This is a genomic window from Geobacter psychrophilus (assembly GCF_056821595.1).
The window spans coordinates 2,534,178-2,555,906 of record NZ_JBXDTU010000004.1 but is presented as its reverse complement, the minus strand read 5'-3'; the positions used below and the strand labels follow the sequence as shown (position 1 = coordinate 2,555,906).

Here is a 21,729-nt window from a genome sequence, read left to right as displayed (position 1 = left end):
CGATATTTACAGTGCAGAATCATTACAGGGAGTGTGCCAGAACGGCACGATGGGCATAGTTTGCCGGTATTATTTGATTTTGCATATTTCACTTTCTGTCCAGCCCGATATATTGCCGGGAACCATTGACACTGCATGAGCAGATCATGTACATGTTGTGCATGACAACTACATGGACCCTCACCCCGACCGAGCGGGATTTTTTCAAGTCAGTGGCCCAGGCCGCCTTCATCAACCCATTCAGCCCGGCGCGCATCGAGCTGGACCGCACCATTGCCGGCACCTCTGCTGCCATGTCATGGGACGAACTGGTGATCATCGCCACCACCCGCATCAGTGAGAACCTGGCTAGGCTCAAGCAGAAGGGGCGCGATGACCTGAAACGCTACAACAGCGATGACCGGGAACTGCTGCGCACGGCCTTCCTGTTCGACATCTACCACCGCTACCGTCTGATCTTCGATGAATTCATCCTCAAGCAGCTGGCGGCCGGCGACACCCCCATCCCGGTTCCCTTTGCCCGCGAAATCCTGGCACAGCTGACAGCGCTCGGACTGGACAGCGCCGAGTGCCAGCGCTACCTGGGAATCTTCTATCAGACCCGGCGCGCCTTCTATTTCATCGAAACCGCACTGGTCGGCCTCTCCCCCTGCATGCACGCCCTGCGGCTGCAGCTCTGGAACAACATCTTTACCTGCAACATCAACTGGTACGAAAAGCATCTCTGGAACCGCATGGAAGACTTCTCCACTCTGCTGCTGGGCGAGACGGGCACCGGCAAGGGGGCCGCAGCAGCAGCCATCGGCCGCTCCGGATTTATCCCCTACGACCCCCGCAAAGGGACCTTCGTAGAGAGCTTCACCCGCAACTTCATCGCCATCAACCTGTCCCAGTATCCCGAATCCCTGCTGGAATCGGAACTGTTCGGGCACAAAAAAGGCGCCTTTACGGGCGCCATCGAGAATCATGAGGGCATCTTCAGCCGCTGCACCCCCCACGGTTCGATCTTCCTGGATGAGATCGGCGACGTCTCCATTCCGGTGCAGATCAAGCTGCTGCAGGTTATCCAGGAGCGGACCTTTTCGCCGGTCGGCAGCCACGAACGGCTGCGCTTCAACGGGCGTGTCATCGCCGCCACCAACCGGCCGCTGGACGAACTGCGCCGCAAGGGGCAATTCCGCGACGACTTCTACTACCGCCTCTGCTCCGACATCATCGTCGCGTGCCCACTGCGTCAGCGGCTCCAGGAGGAACCGCGCGAACTGGAAGAGCTGATCTGCAGCATCCTGCGCAAAATGGTCGGTGAAGCTGCCGCACCCCACGCCCGCCTGGTGCGGGAGGCGGTGGTCCGCGACCTGGGCCCCGCCTACCCCTGGCCGGGCAATGTCCGCGAGCTGGAACAGGCCGTCCGCCGGATCATCATCTCCCGCCACTACCGGGGCGACACGTCCCAGGCACCATCCGGGCAGCTGGAACAGCTGATGGCGGATATCGATTCGGGCAGCATGGATGCGCAGGCCCTGTTGGCCGACTACTGCGCCCTGCTCTACCGCCGCCACGGCACCTATGAAGAGGTCGCCCGCCGTACCAAACTCGACCGTCGCACGGTCAAGAAGTATATCCAGCTTGTAATCGGCGGGCAGGCTCAAGGGGAACAACCCTAGCAACCTCCACCGGAATGCCCGGAACCCGGCCGCAGCCGACTATTTGAGCTGACCATGGAAGATTACAGGAGTGATACATCTGGGAGCAGGCAAAGCCATTAGTGATAATGACATTCACTTGCAAAAATAGGCGGAAATGGGTATAGTAAACTTTCAGAAGTAAATAAAAACGTTAAGGAGTCAGCCATGAAATATGTAACGAGGAGAATTTCTTTGTTAAGCGCTGCTCTGATGCTGATAGCGTTGCCGGTTCTTGCTGAAGATGGAACTATAGTGCAGATGACCGAACCTGCTCAGCAGAATGAAAAAGTGGGGTGTCTGCTTGTTGCTAAGAATAATTGCGTACAAGCTGGTTCACCTGAGAGCCGGATAGATAAAATCAGGACGGAAATCAAGAAAGGCACTGACGTTTATACAGCCGATGAATTAACCATCCTGAATAATGAGCTAGACAAAGCAACGAGTGACCTGATTGATGCTTACGGTGGCGGTGCATAGCTGCAATGTGTACATATTGATGCCAATCGGCTTTGAAAACTGACCCATGGTCGGCGCCCTGATAGCCCCGTCACAACATAAACCAACGCAGTAAAACAGTACGTAATTATAGGGACAAACTCTCGGCGGCGATATGGGTCGGTTTGTTGCAGTTATGTAACTATGCAGTTAGATTACTGGCAGGGGCGAGTTCTCCATTCTTTGAATCGCAAGCTCACAACAAACATAAAACAGAATACAGGACTAAAAGAGTATTTTTATCTTGTTGACAAGTACTACCTTGGCTGGTATGAATATATCCATCAACTATTCACTTTCATAAAAAAGGAGATACCTCACATGAGTACAACTCTCGTCACCAAGCAAGCCCCTGATTTTACTGCCGATGCTGTTCTTCCTGACAATACCTTTGGCCAGATCACCCTTTCCAGTTTCAAGGGAAAAAATGTCGTGCTGTTTTTCTATCCGCTGGATTTCACCTTTGTCTGCCCTTCCGAGATTCTGGCCTTCAATAAGAAACTGGAGGAGTTCAAAAGTCGCAATACGGAGGTAATCGGCGTTTCAGTCGACTCCAAGTTCACCCACCTGGCCTGGAAAAACACCAAGCTGGAAGACGGCGGCATCGGCAATATCCAGTATACGCTGGTGTCCGACCTGAACAAGAACATCGCCAGGGAATACGGCATCCTGTTCAATGAGGCAGTGGCCCTGCGCGGCCTGTTCCTGATCGACACCAAAGGTGTTATCCGTCACTCGGTCATCAATGATCTACCGCTGGGACGCAGTGTCAGCGAGGCCCTGCGCATGGTGGATGCGCTGCAGTTTGTTGAAGCACACGGCGATCAGGTCTGCCCGGCCAACTGGCAGGAGGGTGATGAGGCCATGAAGCCGACCGCTGAGGGCGTTGCCGGCTACCTTGCTAAGCATGCCAAGTAAATCAGCTCCCATAAGAAGTTAAGGTATAAGGCGCAGCCAGAGTGGTTGCGCCTTTTTTATTGCCTGACAGCCGATGCTTAAACTAGAATTATACTATGCATACAAGCTCGCTCGAACATACGCCCCTGCTGTTCGGTCATGACCTGCGGACCGGCATAGTAGCCGTGGAACCGGCCGGGCATTTCGTCCGCCTCTTTTTCCGGACTGCTGACGGCATCCATTTTCATGATGAACCCTTCCGCCCTTTTATCCTGGTTAGCGATCCGGCCCTGCTGACCGGCTGCCGGGTGCCCTGTTCAATCCGGCAATTGAGCGGTGACGACACCTTTCGCTTTCAATTACTGTTCGACTCGTGGGGCGACTGCCTGACTGCGCGGGATTTTCTGGCGGCCAAAACAAAAAAAACATCCGGGGCCAGTGATGCTCCCTACCTGTTTATTGCAGACCTTTCCCACCAATACCTGCTTTCAACCGGCACAACGCTCTTCAAGGGACTGGACTTCAGTGAGTTGCGCTGCCTGGCCCTGGATATTGAAACCCTCTGCGCAGAAGGCTATGAATTCTCCAACCCGGAACGCCCTGAGGACCGCATCATTTCCATTGCCCTCAAGGATTCCGCAGGCAACGAGTGCGTGCTGCGCGGTGACATCCTGTCCGAACCCGAGCTATTGCGGGGCTTGAACGAAGTCATCCACTGCACTGACCCGGACGTGATCATCGGCCACAACATCTTCCGTTTCGATCTGGATTATATCGGCAAACGCGCCCGGATGCACGGCATCCGCCTGGACTGGGGCCGCAACGGTTCGCCGGTACACGTAACACCGAACTCACGCTGGAGCCTGGCAGAAAAGACCATCGACTACCCCCGCTGGGACGTGTATGGCCGCCATATCATCGACACCTATTTCCTGGTGCAGCTCTACGATATCGGCCTGCGCAGCCTGGAGAGCCACGGGCTGAAACAGGTTGCACGCCACTTCGGCATTGCAGCCGACACGCGGGTCTACCTCGATGGGGGCAATATTTCCGCCACCTTCCACACGGACCCGGAGCAGCTTTACCTCTACAATCTGGACGATGTGCGCGAGACAATGGCGCTCTTCCGAATGCTGGCGTATCCCTGGTTCCTGCAGACCCGCATTTTTCCGTACTCGTTCCAGAATTGTCCGCTGCGCGGCAACGCCACCCGCATCAACGCACTGTTTCTGCGGGAATATCTGTATCGCGGCCATGCCATCCCTGCCCGCACCGCGGAAGCGGCCCCCTTCGAGGGAGGCTATACGGAACTGGCCCGCGAGGGGGTCTGCGGGCCGATTGTTCATTGCGATGTGGCATCACTGTATCCGTCACTGATGCTGACCTATCGACTGGGTCCAAGCAAGGATTCACTGGGATTGTTCCTGCCGATGCTGGCCGAACTGCGGCGATTCCGCCTGGATGCCAAGCAGTCGGCGCGTGAGGCCGCAAGCGATGGCGAACGTCATTACTACGATGCCCTGCAGCAGGTTTTCAAGGTGCTGATCAACTCGTTCTTCGGTTACCTGGGTGCAGCGTTGCACAATTTCTCCGACCCGGAGGCCGCGGCCGAGGTGACACGACTGGGGCGGGTGACAATCAAAAACATGATCGAGCTGTTGAAGTCCGAAGGGGCTGAACCGGTAGAGATCGATACGGACGGCATCTACTTCCGCCCACCGGCAGGATGTGACAGCGAGGAGTCGGAGCGGGCACTGGTCGGTCGAATCTCGGATGCTTTACCGGAAGGCATTGAGGTGGAAATGGATGGGCGCTTCCGATCGATGTTCGCCTACAAGACCAAGAACTATGCCCTGCTGGGATATGACGGCAAAATCACCATTCGCGGCAGCAGCCTGAAATCCCGCGGGATCGAGCGCTATCTGCGCGAGTTCATGCAGGAGATGATCACCCTGCTGCTGGCCGGCAACGCCTCCGGCATAGAACGGCTCCACTCTGATTATGTTGCCCGTATCCGCTCGAAAGATCTGGAAGTGGCCTGGGTCAGTCGAACCGAGACAATTAATGAATCGCCGGCGGCATACCGCGAGAAAGTGCGGCTCGGCAAACGCAATCCTTCGGCTGCTTTCGAGATTGCCCTGGCTGCAGAGAGACCCTACCGGGCCGGCGATCAGGTCAGCTATTATGTCAGCGGGGCAACCAAAGACGTATCCGCCTATGAAAACTGTCGGCCGACGCGGGCCTTCAATCCCGCCGATCCGGATATCAACCGGGCCTACTATATCGAAAAACTGCGGCAATTGAAGAAGCGCTTTGAACCGTTCCTGCCGCAGGAGCCGACACTGTTTGACCTGTGATGCTTGCAAGTAGCGATTCTTTGTGGTAAGAGACAAAAATAGATAATTATTAATTGATTCATAAAGGAGATGCCATGAAGAGAATACTTCTTATCAACCTTTTGTTACTTAGCGTGGTGCTCACGTTACCGTGTGCGGCCTCGGCCGAGCAGCTGCCGGAAACGATCGCCGAGAAAATGGCAATCAAATTTACCCGCGGAGTGGCCAACACCTTCACCAGTATTGCCGAGATCCCCAAGCAGACCATCCTGACCGGGCGTGATATGGGTGGGGTCGGGTACGTTATCGGTCCGATCAAAGGCTTCGGCATGTTCTTCTATCGCGGCATCATCGGCCTGACTGAAACAGTTTTCTTTGCCGTGCCTCAGCCGGGCTACTACGACCCCATGATCACTCCGACCTATGTATGGGAAGGATGGGAACCAAAACGCGATACGTCACCTGTTGTTATGGAGAACGGTAAATAACACGCAACGACGAAAATCGTTGTATGAGCAAAAAAAAGGCGAACCGATCGGTTCGCCTTTTTTGCAACTTGAATCCCGCAGGCGTTGAGCGGTATCAGAGGCACCCCAGTCGCTGCCGCAGGTATGTCTCGAACTCGACTTTGAATTCGTCCCGCTTGAGCGCCATATCAACCGTGGCCTTGAGAAATCCCAGCTTGTCACCGCAGTCGTGTCGCAACCCCTCAAACAGACATCCATACACCTTTTCAAGCCGTGAGAGCTTCAGAATGGCATCCGTCAGTTGGATTTCGCCCCCCTTTCCCGCTTCCTGCTGTTCCAGAATACCGAAGATGCGCGGAGTCAGTACATAACGTCCGATGATGGCCATGTCCGAGGGCGCCTCCTCCCGGCTGGGTTTTTCAACCATATCAGTCACCTGAAACACGCGCTCAGACAACTGAGCCGCCTTGACACAACCATAGGATGAGATATTTTCCATCGGAACCTTTTCCAGTGCCAGCACCGAACCGTGCTGGTCATCATACACATCCAGCAGCTGTTTCAGACAGGGGCTGCGGCTATCGATAATATCATCCCCAAGCAGCACCGCAAACGGCTCATTGCCGACAAAATCCTTGCCGCACAGAATGGCATGTCCAAGACCGAGGGCCTTTTTCTGGCGGACGTAAAAGATTTCGACCATGTCTGCAATTTCCCGCATTTTCTGCAGGGTCTTCTTTTTCCCCTTTTCCTCCAGGTGCTGCTCCAGCTCGGTAGAGATGTCAAAATGGTCCTCAATGGCACGTTTGCCGCGACCGGTGACGAACAGGATCTGCTCGATTCCGGCAGCTACCGCTTCCTCCACGACATACTGCACCAGCGGCTTGTCGATCAGCGGCAGCATCTCCTTGGGAGATGATTTTGTGGCAGGCAGGAAGCGTGTCCCCATCCCCGCAACGGGGAAAATGGCTTTTTTTACTTTCATCTAGATGCACCTCCAGGTTTCATTTCAATGCTAGATACGATTTCCGGTACAACCTCGTCACGCCCCATGGCCATCAGATGCACACCATCGCAGATGTCGCGAAACTGGACCGCCAGTTCTGTGGCGATCCTGAGGCCTTCGGCAGCAGGATCGGCCGCACCGGCAAGCCGCTCCACAACAGCGGCAGGGATCTTCAGTCCGGGGATATTACGGTTGATAAAATCGGCCATCTTTGCAGATTTAAGCACCAGCACTCCGGCAATCACCTTCACATCCAGGGGCTGTACAATAGAGCAGAAGGCAACCAGGCGCTGCGGATCAAAGACGGCCTGGGTCTGGAAAAAACGGGCTCCGGCCGCGGTTTTCTTTGTCAGCTTGGGGCGCGTGGCAGCAAACGGCTCCACCTCGGGTGCAGCAGCGGCGCCGGCAAAGAACGTCGTTTTTCCGTCCAGCACCTTGCCATTCATATCCTGACCATTGTTAAGGTCCTGAATCGTGCGGAGCAGCAGTACCGAATCAAGGTCAAACACCGCGCGTCCCTGACGATGGTCGCCACAACCGATATCATCACCGGTCAGTGCCAGCAGGTTATGGATCCCCATGGCAGCGGCTCCCAGCAGGTCGCTTTGCAGGGCCAGCCGGTTACGGTCACGGCAGGTGACCTGCATGATCGGTTCGATGCCTTCTCGCACCAACAGGGCTGCAGCGGTTAGCGGAGTCATGCGCATATTGGCGCCCTGGTTGTCGGTAACATTGATGGCATCCACATGTGGGGCAACAAAAGCCGCCATCCGCAGAAAAGCTGACATGTCGCTGCCCCGGGGCGGCGCCAGTTCGGCGGTGATGATAAAACGGCCTGCGGCCATGTTGCGGGCCAACGTGGTGGGCATGGTCATTTCTCCAGTTTGAGGCTATGGGGATGGCGCTTATGGCCGAAATCGCGGGCGGCTGTTTCTTGACGAAGGTTTTCCGCCCGGCCCTGTCGCTCCAGACGCTCGTAGATTGTCACCCAGGCGCAGCGATTTGTGCGATCAACTTCGCAGTTGCCATCCTCCATGCCGCCGCAGGGGCCGTTGAGCAGCCCTTTGGGACAGACCGTGACCGGGCAGATACCGCCGGTATCGTTCAGGCGGCAGTCGCCGCACAGACTGCAGCGCTGTTCAAACTGGCCAAAGCGGCGGATATTGCCGAGAAATTTGGAATCAGTGCCGGCTACAACCTTTTTGTCAGAGGCCTCGGAAACGGATTGTATTCCGGCACCACATGACAGCACCAGCAGGAAATCGGCCTCGTCCACCTGTTCTTTGCGGGACCGCAGATCGCGGCCCGTGCGGAGCATGTGGCAGGTCTCATCGATGATGATCGTGCCGGTTACTTCCTTGCCGGCCGCCGTCAGCTCCTCTTGCATCCGGAAGACCTCTTCCTCGCCGCCGGACTTGCAGACCGTGGCGCACTTGGCACAGCCGATAATGAAGATTTTCTTCCCCCCTTCCAGGGAGGAGAGTATGTGGTCCAGCGACTTCTGGGTCGATACAATCATGACGATACCTATAATTCTTGAACTGTTTCCTGCACAGGAGTGGCATTCTACTTCGGCGACTGCGTGCTTGTAAAGCACGTTATCAGTAAGTTCCCATTCAATTTTTCAAACTTTTTTTGTATTGACAAAACTATTGCCAGAGTTCTATTGTTCCTTCCACATACCTCTCAGAAAGAGCAAACCCGCGGCAACACGGGGACGCAAAACCACGGATCCAGCAAAGGATGGCCGGGTTGCCAAAAAAGAGGGCGGAGTAAAAAAACACAAACGCCCTTCACATCTATCAATGAAGGGCGTTTTTTTGTCAGCGATGGTTGCACATTGAAAATTACATAGTAGACTATGCGAAACGGTCATTCACCGCCGCAGCATCCGCCACCGGCCGCACAGGCAGCCGGCTTGGGTGACTCGGTTTTAGGACAGTAACCGGTTTTGAACCAGCCGTCACCTTTCAGGCTGAATGCAGTCGATGAAATCTGTTTTTCAACCGTCCCACCGCATTGGGGACATTCGCTGGCGGGAGCATCGGAAAATTTCTGGCGCAGTTCAAACTGGTGGTCACAAGCGGAACATTTGTACTCGTACATGGGCATGGCGTATTACATCCTCCTGGAACATTTTAGTAGCTTGGTATAACTATAAGTATCCGGATGCTCGTTTGTCAACGACTCAGAACATATATTCAATAAATTACATATACTTAAGATGGCGCATTATATGCAAAGAAGCTTCGCTAAATACCCGCAGTCACCGGACAGACACCCCTCGCGGCTTATACAGCAAGGGTTTGCAGTTAATTAGACCAGTTACATGAATATCCGTCATATAGCCGGATTACGCAGCACACATTCTCAAAAAGGAGGAAACAGCAATGGAAAAACGCAGTCTGAAAGTGGCTCTGCTGACAGCGGCTTTATCTCTGGTCGCCTGTCTGGCATTCGCCAACGAGAAGTGCAAAGAATGTCATGCCGACGTCGTTGCAAAGCATGCAGCAACCCTGCACGGCAAAGCCGGTAAAAGTTGTGATGCATGTCACGGGGGCGTGGATGCCCACCTGGCAAGTGGCGACAAGAAGGATATCATCACCTTCGGTAAAGGTAATGTGGCCAAACAGAATGCACAGTGCCAGTCCTGCCACAGCAAGAATCAGAACCTGATGTTCTGGGATAATTCCAAGCACAAGAGAGACGATGTTTCCTGCGTTTCCTGCCACTCGATCCACAAGTCAGCAAAACCCGTCGCAAAACAACCTGAAAAATGCTTTGAATGCCACAAGGATGTAAAATCGCAGGCCAACAAGTTTTCCCATCACCCTATCATCGAAGGCAAAGTCAAATGCTCTGACTGCCACAACCCTCACGGCGCTCTGGGCCATGGCAGCATCAAGGCCGAGAACCTCAACCAGCTTTGCTATAAGTGTCACGCCGAGAAGCGCGGTCCTTTTGTATGGGAGCATCCACCAGTCGAAGAAGATTGCTCGAAATGCCACACACCCCATGGGACTAACACTCAAAAACTGCTTGTCGAAAAAACTCAGCAGCTTTGCAGAAACTGTCACGGCTCTACTCATAACGCAAACGCCTATGATGGTTCCAACCTTTTTGGCAGCACGATCTCCAATGGCACCGGCAACAATCAGCAGCGCATTGTTGGCCGTTCTTGCTTAAACTGCCACGCTGCAATTCATGGAAGTAACTCAAAAGGCGCATACGGCCAGATGTTTGCACGATAACCTACAGGAGGATAATAAAAATGAATAAAAAAATAATGTCATCTCTTTTATTTATGCTTCTGTGCGCGGCTAGTGCCGGAGCAGAAGTCAGCGGCAACATTGATCTTACGGGCACTGTTTTGGGTACTAGCGGGAACAGGTCTAAGATGAATGAATACCGCGATCTTGGTAACGGATTCAATCTCGGTTTTGGCCTGGATGCAAGCAAGGATCAACTGTATTTGAACCTGAGCGGAGAAAATTTCCGTTATAATGACGAAACGAGAAAAGACAACCAGGAAGTCGACTTCAGCTTGCAAGGCGGACAATACGACTCTCACAAACTCTCGCTCTATTATAACAAGATACCCCATAATCTGACCTTAGGCGCTAAAACATACTACGGTGGCATTGGCACAAATAATCTTACCGGCGCGACCGAAAACGCGGTGCCGTCAACGTGGAACAACCGCTTTGACTACACCCGGGACCGTACCAATTATGGTGCGGGATTTGATATTTCTCTTAAAAGTCCGTTCTTTTTTGGCTTTAAATATGACCGCACTGATCTGAAGGGTCTTGCTCCAACCGGTAACCGTGTTTCAGCTACGTTGGGTGGAAGCACTTTCTTTTCAGAGTTTCCATCACCGATTGACTACAAAACTGAAAATGTATCGCTTGAAACCGGATACCGTTCAAAGGACATTATTTTCAAAATTGACGCATTGATGAGCCAGTTCAGCAATGCCAACCAGACCATGACCATTCCTGGACTGCTTAATGCTGGTGGTGCTGCTGGCCCTCCCGCAATCGCTGGCGCTCCAATATCACTGCCACCAGACAACGACTATTACAAGGTCGGTGGTTCGTTGATGGTACATCTGCCGATGAATTCAACCTTGATGGCGCGGGCAAATCACTCCATCCTGGAGAACACCATCGACCTGAATCAATTTATGGCCGGAACCCCTTCATATCACGGCAGAATCACCTACACTACTGCATCTCTGTCTTTGACAAGCAACCCGATCAAGATGCTTGAAACCCGGATCTTCTACAACTTGCTTGACAAACAGAATCACTCAACTGATTCTTTTAACTATTTTGGCAATACCACTGAGAGATTTGCTTACCACAAGCAGAACGTTGGTGTAGATCTATCTGTTAAATTGCCAGCCAAAACACACGTTTCTACAGGGTATGAGTTCCTGCATTTGAATCGTGCATTAAGTGAGGATGCCCTTTCAACAACAGATCATACGGTGTATGTAGAGGCCAAGAACAGTGCTCTTGACATGCTGACCGCAAAGGTACGCGTACAGCACTTGAAGCGTTTCAGTGACGATCAGGTTCCATTTTCAAACTCTGCCAATGCAATCCTTCGTAAATTCGACCGGACTGACAAAACTCAGGAAGCAATCAAATTAGGCGTGGAAATTGAACCTCTTCACAACCTGAGTATTGGCATGGAATACGCTTACAAACTCAACTTGTTTGATAAGACCATATATGGAATAACGAGAGACGATCGTCACGAATTCAACTTCGACACAAATTACATGATTGCCAATGTCAAGTTGAATGCATATTTTGACTACCAATTGTCAAAATCTAAATACAACACTTATACCGGTGTTTACTATTACAATAACAAAATCGAAAACAGAAGCTATGATTACGGCTTCAATGTGGATGTTGATATCATCAAGAACGTCCTCACCGCCGGAGCCGGTTGGCGCTTTGACAAATCCAACGGCAACCAAGATTTCACATCCACCCGTATCGTAGGTGGTGAGTTGATTGACATCCCTGCTGTAGACGATTACAGCCGGCAGACATTAACTACAAAACTTGGTTACAATGTCACCAAAAACATTGGTGTCAGCTGTGGTTACAGCTATGAGCGCCTGAACTACAGCGACGCTTCGATAAACGGGTATCAGAATCGAGTTTTGACTGGTGCAGGTGCACGAACCGGCTACCTGACAGGTGCATATGCTGACCCGAATTATGAAGCTCATATCGGATTCATGAAACTGGCTTACAGCTTCTAGTCTTCTCATCTCCTTCAATGGTTTATTTGGGCGGCTTTCGGGCCGCCCTTTTTTCGTAAAAAAGCACCATAACAATTCAACAAAACAATTTCCCTGCCCGACAGATTCTGGTACACATAGCATCCATGAAAAAAATCATTCTCTACCCACTGCTGGCTGTAAGCGGCTACCTGGCTTACATCGTAATTTCCCTGTCCCTGACTCCACCGGTTTCAGACCTTACAGACAAAAAATATTCCACCACCATTCAGGTACGCGACTGGCAGGGAGAGTATCACCCCTTTGTCGTCGGCCCCAAAAACCCCAACTGGACGCCCTCCAGCCGCATTCCGGCTGAAATAAAGTGGGCGGTGATCCTGGCCGAGGACGCCAACTTTTACCAGCATGAAGGGTTCGACGTCAAAGCCATCAAGGCCGCCATCAAGTATGACCTGGAAAAAAAGAGCCTCAAACGGGGCGCCTCCACCATCACCCAGCAGACCGCCAAGAACCTCTTTTTGTCCCGTGAAAAGACGATTACGCGCAAGGTCAAGGAGGTCTACCTGGCCTGGCGTATGGAACAGGAACTGACCAAGGGGCGCATCATCGAGCTCTACCTGAACGTGGTCGAACTGGGACCGATGGTCTACGGCATCGGACACGGCTCGCGCTACTACTTCGGCAAGCCGGCCTCGGCCCTGACGCCGCGGGAATGCGCCTTCCTGGCCGCCATGCTGCCCGGACCGCGCCTGGCCTACAACCCCTATAAAAATCTGGGCAAGGTGGTGAAACGCTCCGAAATGATCCTAAGACTCCTGCGCAAGCGGGGCGTGCTGGACGAGAATGAATACCAGACTGCGCTGGCCCAGTCACCCAACGTCGGCAGACTGCAGCAGAAGGTGGACGCAACGATCAGTACACCGCCGGTATTTGCTTCACCGTCATCGGCGCATTCACAACCGGAAGACAAACCTGCAGTCGAACCGCTTGATACAGCAGCAGAACCAGCCAAGGCAGCACCAGGAAACAAACCACTCGAACCGGCACCAGAGAAACAACCGCCAGCATCGGAACAACCACCGGAGAAGCAATAACACCATGAACAAAACCGATCTAAAAAATCTGACCCTCCCCGCTCTGGAGCAATTTCTACAGGGACAGGGAAAAGAGCGTTTCCGCGCACTCCAGGTATTCAAGTGGATCTACCAGCAGGATGCCCGCAGCTTTGAGGAGATGACCAACATCTCGAAAGAGCTGCGCAGAGAACTGTCCGAGACCGCCTTTATCAGCAATCTGGAGCCGGAGGCAATCGAAGAGGGGAGCGATGGGACCCGCAAATACCTCTTCAATCTGGCGGATGGGCATGGTGTCGAATCAGTGCTGATCCCGATCGAAGGACGCAACACACTCTGCATTTCTTCCCAGGTGGGCTGCGCCATGGCGTGCGAGTTCTGCCTGACCGGCACCTTCAAGCTGACCCGCAACCTGACCACGGCCGAGATCGTCAACCAGATCATGGCAGTCAAACGGGATCTGATCAGGAACCAGCCAGCCATGCAGACAGGTGGAGGACAGATCCCCGGAAATGACGATGACGATAGCGATGACAACAGTCCGGAGTCGCCGGCAGCGATCCGCAACATCGTCATGATGGGCATGGGCGAACCGCTGCACAACCTGGACAACGTCATCCCGGCCATCCAGATCATGATCGACGGCAACGGCCTGCAACTATCCAACCGTCGCGTGACGGTCTCAACCTGCGGGCTGGTGCCGGAGATGGAACGACTGGGGCGCGAGATCCCCAATGTCAACCTGGCGGTGTCCCTGAATGCCACGACCGATGAACTGCGGGACCGGATCATGCCGGTCAACCGCCGCTACCCGCTGAAGGAACTGCTACGGGCCTGCAAGGAATTCCCTCTGCCGGGACGACGTAAGGTGACCTTTGAATATGTGATGCTGGGGGGAGTGAATGACTCGCTGGAGGATGCCAAACGGCTGCTGCGGCTGATCAGTGACATTCCCAACAAGGTTAACCTGATCCCCTTCAACGAACACGAGGGGTGTGACTTCAAGGCGCCCACCCGGGCGGCCATCGATGCCTTCCACACCTACCTGATCGACCGCCATGTAACGGTTATCACCCGGGACAGCCGCGGCGGGGATATCTCGGCCGCCTGCGGGCAGCTCAAGGGGCGCCTGCAGAAATGAAAAACCCCTGCCGGACTTTGAAAAGTCCGGCAGGGGTTTTTTGCATCTTGGCGGATGTACTGTACCCGCTCCTCAAGAATCAGGCAGCTGGTGAAGGATTGCGTCGGCTGCGGTATTCCACAACAGGCTGATTTACCGGCCCGCGGCTGGAACGCCCGGCTGACGGCTTGGCAGCACCCGGCTTGGCAGACGATCCCCAGGTTTTACCTGCTCCTGCTGAGGTCTTGGGCTTGCCGCCCGGCTTGCCGAAGCGGTTTCCGGCAGATGAGCCCGGACGCTTTGCCCCGTTGCCACCTGAAACTCTCCGCAATACAGATAGTGGTGCCAGCCCTTCAATATTCTGTTCCGGCAGTTTCTTGCCGATGAAACGTTCGATGCGCTCCAGATAGTTCAATTCCGACGAGGAGACAAAGGAAATGGCGATACCGGTGGCCCCGGCACGACCGGTACGGCCGATGCGGTGGACGTAGTCCTCGGCAAAACGCGGCAGGTCGAAGTTGATGACATGGCTGATGCCGTTGACATCCAGGCCGCGTGCGGCAACATCGGTAGCCACCAAGAGTCGGATGGCACCGCGGCGCATGCGCTCGATGGTTTTGTTGCGGGCGATCTGGTTCATGTCGCCGTGCAGGGCAGCAGCCGGATGACCGGCGCGGCTCAGTTCACGGGCCAACTCGTCAGCATCGCGCTTGGTAGCGGAAAAGATGATGGCCCGGGTCAGAGCGGTATCGTTAACCAGATGGCGCAGCAGATCTTTTTTGTGGCTCAGGTTGTCGGCCACATGCAGTCGCTGCTCAATCAGGGCGTGGGAAGAGGTTCGCACGGCCAGTTCAATCCGCAGCGGATTTTTCAGCATCTTCTCGGCCAGCACCAGTACGGATTTTTCCATGGTGGCGGTGAACATGAGGGTCTGACGGTTACTTGGGGCGCGCGACACGATTTTTTCCATGTCTTCGCTGAAACCCATATCCAGCATGCGGTCGGCTTCGTCCAGAATCAGCATCTCCAGGCGATCCAAACGGATGCTGCCGCGTTCCAGGTGATCAAGCAAACGTCCGGGTGTGGCCACAATGATATCAACCGGTGCGGACAGCAGTCGCAGCTGGTCGCGATAGGGCATGCCGCCCAGAATGGAACCGCAGCGCAATCTCATGCCGCGGCCGTATTTGCAGGCTGCATCCATGACCTGACCGGCCAACTCGCGGGTAGGTGTCAAGACAAGTACGCGGGGACCTTTGCCGGGAACCGTCGATGCAACCGTCAATCGCTCCAGGGCAGGCAGAACAAAGGCAGCGGTCTTGCCGGTACCGGTCTGGGCTGTGGCAATCAGGTCATTGCCCTGCATTACTACGGGAATGGATTGTTCCTGGATCGGGGTGGGTACTGTGTAGCCACAGGCGGTAATTGCCTTGATAATGGCCGGGTTCAGATTGAATTCTTCGAAAGTCATGCGTGTATTCCCTTTCTGAGCGGTGTCAGGTTGGAGCGCACACGGGCCGCGGGATCATACAACATGATCCGCTGGACAAGGACGGCAGTTCGTGTGAGCAAAGCTGTACACTACCGCAGTAAATAAATCGCGGTAGTAATCTTCGCCTGCCAAACGTACTGCCGTGTTCAATAATGGGGATTGAATCAGGGGTCGGTAAGCGATGATCAAAAAGAAAACAACGGACACCATGCCGTTGTCTGTGAGACAGTCTATTGCGCAACATAGATGCATTTTGATGCATATGCAAGCTTTTTTTGATTAATTGAATTAGGTGTTGCCGACAGACTGCCGTTTTTTGTAAAATAAACCTTACATTAACCGGATAGTTCGCGTGAATGATTATGGAGCCGATCAGCTCAACATACGCCGGAACATCGACGCAAGAATCGTCCAACGCCTATCGATCACACCGGCAGGGGGAGGCCGATCCCAGGGCATTGGCCGGCCAGGAGTACGGGCAGGCTTCTCCGCCGAAAGCCCAGGTTGAAAATACTGCGGCTCAGCTCGGTATCCAGCCGTCAAAGAATATGGCGACTGAGTTCCGCCCCTACGGCCCGGGAAAACCACGTCAGAACAGTCTGTCGCCGGCCCTTTTCGCACCCGGACAGCGGCACTTGCAGACAGCGGGGACCGATGAAACGACACAGGAAGACCCCCAGGTCCAGCAGGTCATTGCCCAACTGAAAGCTACCGAAGAAAAGGTCAAGGCCCACGAAGCTGCCCATAAATCCGGGGGCGCGGCAACCGGGCCGATTTCCTACAGTTACACCCGCGGACCGGATGGCAGAAACTACATCACCGGCGGCGAGGTGCCCATCACCATATCGACCGGCAGTACCCCTCAGGAAACCATCAGCCGTATGCAGCAGGTCATCCAGGCGGCTCTGGCACCGGCCGACCCTTCGCCCCAGGACCGTGCCGTGGCAGCTCAGGCAGCAGCCATGCAGCAGGCGGCACGCCAGGAGCAGGCTGACAGCAGTCCGCCCGAGGCAGGAAAACCCCCATCAACAACCGACACAGACACAGGCACCGATACGAATGCCGTGGGCCCTCAAAACGGATTTTCCGCTCAACAATCACAAAGAGCATACAGTGACCCTGCCGTTACCGGCAAAGAGCCGGCAAATACAATTACCCCTACTCTTCAACCGCGTAATGCCAGCCCCGAATCTGCCACAACCGGCACATCCAACCAGGCCGGCATAACTTCCGACATTTCTACTGCTTTCGGTCCACCCCGATTGGTTTCACTCTACAGCTGACCCCTGCACAGCAAACTTTCCTGCATTCACCGTAGACGACCTTCCAAAAATAATGCATTATTCTGCACTTGATTTCATTATTCCTGCGTGAGGTTTCCGTGTGCCGAATACCCGCACAGCCCTGATATTATCGCCGCTCTTCGATAACTACAGCTACGGCAGTGACCACCCTTTCAAACTCCAGCGCTATCACATGGCCCGGAACCTGATGGAGAACTACGGTCTGCTGAAGCTTCCCGGCATGGAAATACGCGGCTGCCGTCCGGTAGATGACGATCTGGTGCTGAGCTTTCATGATCCGGCCTATATCGCCCGCCTCAAGGAATTCAGCGCATCCAGCGAAGCCCGGGCTGATTTCCGTTTCGGCCTGGGCGATGCTGACTGCCCGGTCTTTAAAGGGCTGTATGACTGTGCCGCCCTGGGTGCCGGCGCTACCTTCGAGGCCGTTCGACTGGTGGAAGAAGAAGGCTTCGACATCGCCTTCAACCTGGCGGGCGGCTGGCACCATGCCCACCGCGCCAAGGCCTCGGGTTTTTCGTATCTCAATGATGCCGTTCTGGCCATTAACTGGCTGGTTGAGCGGGGCAAACGGGTGGTCTACCTGGACATTGACGCCCATCATGGTGACGGCGTCCAGGAAGGGTTCTATAACAGCAGCCAGGTGCTGACAATCTCACTGCACGAAAGCGGCATCTACTTCTTTCCGGGCACAGGTTTCGAGGATGAAACCGGCGAAGGTGCCGGAAAAGGTTATTCTGTCAACGTGCCGCTACTGGCCCATACCGATGACGTCATCTACATGAAGGCCTTCGACGAGGTGGCCTATCCGCTGATCGCGGCCTTCAATCCGGATGTGATCGTTACCCAGATCGGGGCCGACACCTTCCGCACCGACCCGCTCACCCAACTGGAGATCACTACCCACAGCTATAGTTACATCATGCATAAACTCAAGGTGCTCAAAATACCCTGGATAGCATTGGGAGGAGGCGGCTACGACCTGTTGAACACCGCACGGGCCTGGAGCATCGCCTGGGCGGAGATGAACGGCATCAAGCTTGACCCGCGGCTACCGGCGGCATTTCTCAAAACCATCGCCCCCCTGGGCTATCCGCATCGTTCGCTGCTGGATGCAATGCACTGGTCGGAAGAGCACGAGCGCAACCTGGCGCTGGATGCCGTGGAAAAAAGCATCGCCCGACTTAAAGAAACCGTGTTCCCTGGTATACTTGGCACCTATGGCACCGTCTCGGGGGAGTAACGGTTAGTGGTTGCAACCAGAAACAACATCCTGCACAACGGCATCATATCAGCTCCTGAAAGGACGGAAACAGCGATGAGCAACACCAACTCTCAACAGCCGACAAAACTTGATGGCATACGGTATCTTACGCCACCGGCCGGGTACACACTGACCGGTCGCGACGGCATGGTCAATATACCCTGGAACGACAGACCACCCATTCCTCTTTTAACTGAAGATTTCCCAGAACACCAGGAGAGTGTCATCCCGGACTACGACATGGTCGGGCGCGGAATCTATCAGGCCCTGCGGCTCAATCCGGATTGTTCATTCGCTCCTGAGTACGCTGCGGTCCTGAAAGAGGCCTACCCCCATATCATTTCCGAGCTCGGCGGTCAGATCATCATGCTGGACGCCAAGGAGGTTGACACCCCCTATCTTGACCGGAAGATCAATTTCCTTAAGATCATGGCCCTGCTCGACCCGGAAAATTCCGGAGTGCATCTTGAAATTGCCCGCACCTTCAGCGACAAAGGGTCACGTCTCGGCACGCTGCATCAGGCGGTCAACAGCTGGTACGGAGCCGAGAAATCCCTGAAAAGGGCCCTGGAACTTGATTCAAGCAGCCATCATGCGGCCTATGAATACGGTGAAGCGCTCTATGTGCTGGGGCGCTATGAACAGGCCGCCGAAATCTGGCAGCAACTGCCGGGCAACCTGGCCCTGCCTGAGCAAAGAAAGATCGAGACACGCATTGCAGCCATTCTGGCCGGAAGACTGCCGCTGGTACCACCGGTAGACTATCTGACGGCCATCTCGGTTGCGGTCGAAAGCCATCACGCCGGACGCACTGACGAAGCCGCTGCAATTATAGAAGATGTGCTGGCGGATCCGGTCTTTGCGGAACAGTTTCCCATGAATGAGGTCTATTACCTGCTGGGCACCTGCTACCAGGAATTGGGTATGGCACACGAGGCCGCCGAGGCCTTCAAAAGGAGTTGAACATGTTCGGTTTCAGCACAGCAGACTGGATTTTTATCGGCTTCATCCTGGCAGTCATCTTCGTGTGCGTCGCCATCAGTGACATGCGCAGGAAAAAAGGCCCGGACGCATGACCGGCAATGACATGCATGACATCGAAACGGACGACGACCAGCGGCGACCGCTGGGGCTGACACTTCTGGGCGGACTGTACCTGTTCTTCTTTATGCTGACCATGTCAACCTTCGGTCACCCTTTCCCCTTCATGGGTACGATCCTCATTGGCAGGCCCGCCGAGACCATGGTCTTTTTTGACAGCATACTCTGCCTGTACCTGTTTCTGGGAGTCATGAAGCGTCAAAACCTGACCTGGTATCTGCTGATAGTCTACAACTGCTTCGAAATCATCAATACACTCATCAACCTGGAGTTCATCAGCGCTGCCGAAGTGGAAAAAATTGCCGGCCAACCGGTTGACCCGCACGGACTGGTGGTAAACAACCTCTCGGTCGTGGTCGCCATCATCCTGCTCACGATTTTCATCTATCGACATCGAGCATACTTCAGCAACCGGTCAAACTACCTTTTCTAACGGCGGCGGCATGGATACTGCATTAACATTTGGCAACAATCTGTTCGAACACGCCAAGGTTGCGGGGGTTTCCGTCCGCATTGAAAAACTCAACAAGTCCTTTGGAGAGCAGCACGTCCTCAAAGATATCAATCTGGATATCCGCGCCGGTGAAACCTTTTCAATCATCGGACCGTCCGGCACCGGCAAGAGCATCCTGCTGCGACACGTCATTAGCCTGGAGACACCGGACAGCGGCCAGGTATTTGTAAATGATCTTCCGGTTTTTTTCAATGCAACTCCCCAACCACGCACCTGCCGCAGCAGCATGGTGTTCCAGTCCTCGGCCCTCTTCAATTCCCTGACCGTAGGCGAAAATGTGGGGCTGTGGATGCGGGAACACCGGATCTGGGATGAAGCGCGAATCCGCGGAATTATCGCCGAAAAGCTGACCGTTGTCGGCCTGGAAGGCAAGGAGGACCTGCACACCTCCGAACTCTCGGGTGGTATGAAAAAGCGCGTGGCCATCGCCCGTTCACTGGCAATGGAACCGGAACTTGTGCTGTACGATGAGCCGACCGCCGAACTTGACCCGATCACTACCGATGAATTGGCCGAAACCATCATGTCGCTGCGGGAAAAGAGCGGTAATACGACCATCATTGTCACCCATGACCTGAACTTCGCATTGTACCTGTCAGACCGGATCGCCATGATGCACAAGGGCGAGATTGTGGAAGTCGGCACACCCGCCCAGATCCGGGCCAGCAGCAACCCGATTGTCCAGCGCTTTATCCGCACAACGACCAAGGGGATCACCAGGGCCTGAACATGATCATACGCGTTATCACCGCCTCTATTTTGAGTCTGCTGCTGTTTGCCGGCGGATGCATCAGCATGAAGCAACCCCGCCCGCTGTTGCCGGTGGCTGAGTACGAAAAGCTGGTCGTCGGCCGTTTGGATGCCGATTATGTCGGCACCGACAACTGCGTGGCCAAGTGCCACAAGCACGATAAGATCACCGACTTCTTCCGGCACAGTGTCCATGGCGAGCAGATCAAGGCAGAAACCGGGCTGCCGCTGGTAAACTGCGAATCATGTCACGGCCCCGGCAGCCTGGCCATCGCCAATATTGAAGAGAACAGGCGCACCCTGGGCGATGCCGGTGACAAATGCGATACAACCAAACTGCTTGACTACAGGCAACTTCCCCCGCAAGCCCAGTCACTGATCTGCCTCAAATGCCATTCAGCTGCAGCCACCCCGGCCCTTGCACACTGGCACACCAGCGTCCATGCCCTGAACGACTTGAGCTGTTTTTCATGCCACAAACTCCACGAAGGCCCCCAGCAAAAGGTCAGCAACGAAAAAATGGCGGAGAGCTGCTACGGCTGCCACCCAAACGTGAAAGCGCAATTCAACCTGTTTTCGCACCACCCGGTTCGTGAGAAGAAGATGACCTGCTTCGACTGCCATGACCCCCATGGGTCGCCGCAACCCAGGATGCTCAAAGGTGTTACCCAGCGAGATCTGTGCACGCGCTGCCATATGGAGAAAAACGGCCCCTTTGCCTATGAACATGGTGACGTCACCGAGAACTGCAGCAATTGCCACACTCCCCACGGAGCCGTCAACCGCTGGTTGCTGGCAGCAGCCCAGCCTTTTTTGTGCATTCAATGCCACGCCCCTGGTCATCGCAGCCTGCTGGCTTCCGGCACGAAACCTCTTTTTTCCAACCGCTGCACTGACTGTCATTCCACTATCCACGGTTCCGATACACCGGACAATCGCGGTTACGGGACGTTGAGGAAATAGTC

Annotated in this window: 20 protein-coding genes and 1 riboswitch; of the genes, 15 read left to right on the top strand and 5 right to left on the bottom strand. The window is 54.5% G+C overall.

All coding sequences use genetic code 11. The features are described from left to right. Positions 1 to 146 precede the first annotated feature (146 nt). The 5 genes from ACOCF6_RS14410 to ACOCF6_RS14390 all read left to right on the top strand — a co-directional run bounded on the left by ACOCF6_RS14410 (position 147) and on the right by ACOCF6_RS14390 (position 5,901). Positions 147 to 1,664: a sigma 54-interacting transcriptional regulator gene (locus ACOCF6_RS14410; protein ID WP_482461029.1), complete on the top strand. Its 1,518-nt coding sequence runs from the start codon at positions 147 to 149 to the stop codon at positions 1,662 to 1,664. Positions 1,665 to 1,850: 186 nt separating this feature from the next. Next, on the top strand, positions 1,851 to 2,162 hold the full coding sequence (locus tag ACOCF6_RS14405) for a hypothetical protein (protein ID WP_482461028.1): 312 nt from the start codon (positions 1,851 to 1,853) through the stop codon (positions 2,160 to 2,162). A gap of 339 nt (positions 2,163 to 2,501) precedes the next feature. Next, the gene (locus ACOCF6_RS14400) at positions 2,502 to 3,098 is read left to right on the top strand and encodes a peroxiredoxin (protein ID WP_482461027.1); all 597 of its coding nucleotides are present in this window, start codon (positions 2,502 to 2,504) and stop codon (positions 3,096 to 3,098) included. Positions 3,099 to 3,193: 95 nt separating this feature from the next. Further along, a complete protein-coding gene (locus ACOCF6_RS14395; RefSeq protein ID WP_482461026.1) occupies positions 3,194 to 5,434 on the top strand; it encodes a DNA polymerase domain-containing protein in 2,241 nt (746 codons plus the stop codon). Positions 5,435 to 5,508: 74 nt separating this feature from the next. Further along, complete coding sequence (locus tag ACOCF6_RS14390; RefSeq protein WP_482461025.1) at positions 5,509 to 5,901, top strand: exosortase system-associated protein, TIGR04073 family; 393 nt, start codon at positions 5,509 to 5,511, stop codon at positions 5,899 to 5,901. A gap of 94 nt (positions 5,902 to 5,995) precedes the next feature. On the opposite strand, the gene galU is transcribed toward ACOCF6_RS14390, so the two are convergent. The 4 genes from galU to ACOCF6_RS14370 all read right to left on the bottom strand — a co-directional run bounded on the left by galU (position 5,996) and on the right by ACOCF6_RS14370 (position 8,998). Continuing rightward, positions 5,996 to 6,865: a UTP--glucose-1-phosphate uridylyltransferase GalU gene (gene galU / locus ACOCF6_RS14385; protein WP_482461024.1), complete on the bottom strand. Its 870-nt coding sequence runs from the start codon at positions 6,863 to 6,865 to the stop codon at positions 5,996 to 5,998. Further along, positions 6,862 to 7,755 (bottom strand): methylenetetrahydrofolate reductase, encoded by an 894-nt coding sequence (locus tag ACOCF6_RS14380; RefSeq protein ID WP_482461023.1) that lies wholly within the window; start codon positions 7,753 to 7,755, stop codon positions 6,862 to 6,864. Before ACOCF6_RS14380 ends, galU begins: the two co-directional genes overlap by 4 nt. Before the next feature lie 2 nt (positions 7,756 to 7,757). Next, positions 7,758 to 8,405, bottom strand: coding sequence for a methylenetetrahydrofolate reductase C-terminal domain-containing protein (locus tag ACOCF6_RS14375; protein WP_482461022.1), 648 nt, complete (start codon positions 8,403 to 8,405; stop codon positions 7,758 to 7,760). Positions 8,406 to 8,570: 165 nt separating this feature from the next. Then, a riboswitch (cyclic di-GMP riboswitch) is annotated at positions 8,571 to 8,646 on the top strand. A gap of 112 nt (positions 8,647 to 8,758) precedes the next feature. Then, positions 8,759 to 8,998 carry an FmdB family zinc ribbon protein gene (locus tag ACOCF6_RS14370; RefSeq protein ID WP_482461021.1) on the bottom strand — a complete coding sequence of 80 codons (240 nt, stop codon included), beginning with the start codon at positions 8,996 to 8,998 and terminating at the stop codon, positions 8,759 to 8,761. Positions 8,999 to 9,276: 278 nt separating this feature from the next. Between ACOCF6_RS14370 and ACOCF6_RS14365 the strand changes: the two genes are divergently transcribed. From ACOCF6_RS14365 to rlmN, 4 genes are all read left to right on the top strand, one after another. After that, positions 9,277 to 10,137 carry a DmsE family decaheme c-type cytochrome gene (locus tag ACOCF6_RS14365; protein ID WP_482461020.1) on the top strand — a complete coding sequence of 287 codons (861 nt, stop codon included), beginning with the start codon at positions 9,277 to 9,279 and terminating at the stop codon, positions 10,135 to 10,137. Between the two features lie 20 nt (positions 10,138 to 10,157). Further along, complete coding sequence (locus tag ACOCF6_RS14360; RefSeq protein WP_482461019.1) at positions 10,158 to 12,170, top strand: MtrB/PioB family outer membrane beta-barrel protein; 2,013 nt, start codon at positions 10,158 to 10,160, stop codon at positions 12,168 to 12,170. 125 nt (positions 12,171 to 12,295) lie between these two features. Next, entirely contained in the window at positions 12,296 to 13,243 is a 948-nt protein-coding gene (locus ACOCF6_RS14355) for a transglycosylase domain-containing protein (protein WP_482461018.1), read from the top strand. Between the two features lie 4 nt (positions 13,244 to 13,247). After that, complete coding sequence (gene rlmN / locus ACOCF6_RS14350) at positions 13,248 to 14,363, top strand: dual-specificity RNA methyltransferase RlmN (protein ID WP_482461017.1); 1,116 nt, start codon at positions 13,248 to 13,250, stop codon at positions 14,361 to 14,363. A 79-nt stretch (positions 14,364 to 14,442) separates the two neighbouring features. Here the strand turns inward: rlmN and ACOCF6_RS14345 are convergent, their stop codons facing one another. Then, the gene (locus tag ACOCF6_RS14345; RefSeq protein ID WP_482461016.1) at positions 14,443 to 15,813 is read right to left on the bottom strand and encodes a DEAD/DEAH box helicase; all 1,371 of its coding nucleotides are present in this window, start codon (positions 15,811 to 15,813) and stop codon (positions 14,443 to 14,445) included. Between the two features lie 383 nt (positions 15,814 to 16,196). Between ACOCF6_RS14345 and ACOCF6_RS14340 the strand changes: the two genes are divergently transcribed. The 6 genes from ACOCF6_RS14340 to ACOCF6_RS14315 all read left to right on the top strand — a co-directional run bounded on the left by ACOCF6_RS14340 (position 16,197) and on the right by ACOCF6_RS14315 (position 21,727). Next, positions 16,197 to 17,117 carry a putative metalloprotease CJM1_0395 family protein gene (locus tag ACOCF6_RS14340; RefSeq protein ID WP_482461015.1) on the top strand — a complete coding sequence of 307 codons (921 nt, stop codon included), beginning with the start codon at positions 16,197 to 16,199 and terminating at the stop codon, positions 17,115 to 17,117. Between the two features lie 100 nt (positions 17,118 to 17,217). After that, positions 17,218 to 18,378, top strand: a complete 1,161-nt coding sequence (locus ACOCF6_RS14335) for an acetoin utilization protein AcuC (protein WP_482461014.1) — start codon at positions 17,218 to 17,220, stop codon at positions 18,376 to 18,378. Between the two features lie 6 nt (positions 18,379 to 18,384). Next, positions 18,385 to 19,362, top strand: a complete 978-nt coding sequence (locus tag ACOCF6_RS14330) for a tetratricopeptide repeat protein (RefSeq protein ID WP_482461013.1) — start codon at positions 18,385 to 18,387, stop codon at positions 19,360 to 19,362. Positions 19,363 to 19,471: 109 nt separating this feature from the next. Then, positions 19,472 to 19,933, top strand: a complete 462-nt coding sequence (locus ACOCF6_RS14325) for a hypothetical protein (protein ID WP_482461012.1) — start codon at positions 19,472 to 19,474, stop codon at positions 19,931 to 19,933. Positions 19,934 to 19,943: 10 nt separating this feature from the next. Continuing rightward, positions 19,944 to 20,741: an ABC transporter ATP-binding protein gene (locus ACOCF6_RS14320; RefSeq protein WP_482461011.1), complete on the top strand. Its 798-nt coding sequence runs from the start codon at positions 19,944 to 19,946 to the stop codon at positions 20,739 to 20,741. A 2-nt stretch (positions 20,742 to 20,743) separates the two neighbouring features. Next, positions 20,744 to 21,727, top strand: coding sequence for a DmsE family decaheme c-type cytochrome (locus tag ACOCF6_RS14315; RefSeq protein WP_482461010.1), 984 nt, complete (start codon positions 20,744 to 20,746; stop codon positions 21,725 to 21,727). Positions 21,728 to 21,729 lie beyond the last annotated feature (2 nt).

Bases quoted from the DNA above. Each gene is read 5' to 3' on its own strand.
- ACOCF6_RS14410 (WP_482461029.1), top strand. From the start codon at position 147: ATGTACATGTTGTGCATGACAACTACATGGACCCTCACCCCGACCGAG.
- ACOCF6_RS14405 (WP_482461028.1), top strand. From the start codon at position 1,851: ATGAAATATGTAACGAGGAGAATTTCTTTGTTAAGCGCTGCTCTGATG.
- ACOCF6_RS14400 (WP_482461027.1), top strand. From the start codon at position 2,502: ATGAGTACAACTCTCGTCACCAAGCAAGCCCCTGATTTTACTGCCGAT.
- ACOCF6_RS14395 (WP_482461026.1), top strand. From the start codon at position 3,194: ATGCATACAAGCTCGCTCGAACATACGCCCCTGCTGTTCGGTCATGAC.
- ACOCF6_RS14390 (WP_482461025.1), top strand. From the start codon at position 5,509: ATGAAGAGAATACTTCTTATCAACCTTTTGTTACTTAGCGTGGTGCTC.
- galU (WP_482461024.1), bottom strand. From the start codon at position 6,865: ATGAAAGTAAAAAAAGCCATTTTCCCCGTTGCGGGGATGGGGACACGC.
- ACOCF6_RS14380 (WP_482461023.1), bottom strand. From the start codon at position 7,755: ATGCCCACCACGTTGGCCCGCAACATGGCCGCAGGCCGTTTTATCATC.
- ACOCF6_RS14375 (WP_482461022.1), bottom strand. From the start codon at position 8,405: ATGATTGTATCGACCCAGAAGTCGCTGGACCACATACTCTCCTCCCTG.
- ACOCF6_RS14370 (WP_482461021.1), bottom strand. From the start codon at position 8,998: ATGCCCATGTACGAGTACAAATGTTCCGCTTGTGACCACCAGTTTGAA.
- ACOCF6_RS14365 (WP_482461020.1), top strand. From the start codon at position 9,277: ATGGAAAAACGCAGTCTGAAAGTGGCTCTGCTGACAGCGGCTTTATCT.
- ACOCF6_RS14360 (WP_482461019.1), top strand. From the start codon at position 10,158: ATGAATAAAAAAATAATGTCATCTCTTTTATTTATGCTTCTGTGCGCG.
- ACOCF6_RS14355 (WP_482461018.1), top strand. From the start codon at position 12,296: ATGAAAAAAATCATTCTCTACCCACTGCTGGCTGTAAGCGGCTACCTG.
- rlmN (WP_482461017.1), top strand. From the start codon at position 13,248: ATGAACAAAACCGATCTAAAAAATCTGACCCTCCCCGCTCTGGAGCAA.
- ACOCF6_RS14345 (WP_482461016.1), bottom strand. From the start codon at position 15,813: ATGACTTTCGAAGAATTCAATCTGAACCCGGCCATTATCAAGGCAATT.
- ACOCF6_RS14340 (WP_482461015.1), top strand. From the start codon at position 16,197: ATGGAGCCGATCAGCTCAACATACGCCGGAACATCGACGCAAGAATCG.
- ACOCF6_RS14325 (WP_482461012.1), top strand. From the start codon at position 19,472: ATGACCGGCAATGACATGCATGACATCGAAACGGACGACGACCAGCGG.
- ACOCF6_RS14320 (WP_482461011.1), top strand. From the start codon at position 19,944: ATGGATACTGCATTAACATTTGGCAACAATCTGTTCGAACACGCCAAG.
- ACOCF6_RS14315 (WP_482461010.1), top strand. From the start codon at position 20,744: ATGATCATACGCGTTATCACCGCCTCTATTTTGAGTCTGCTGCTGTTT.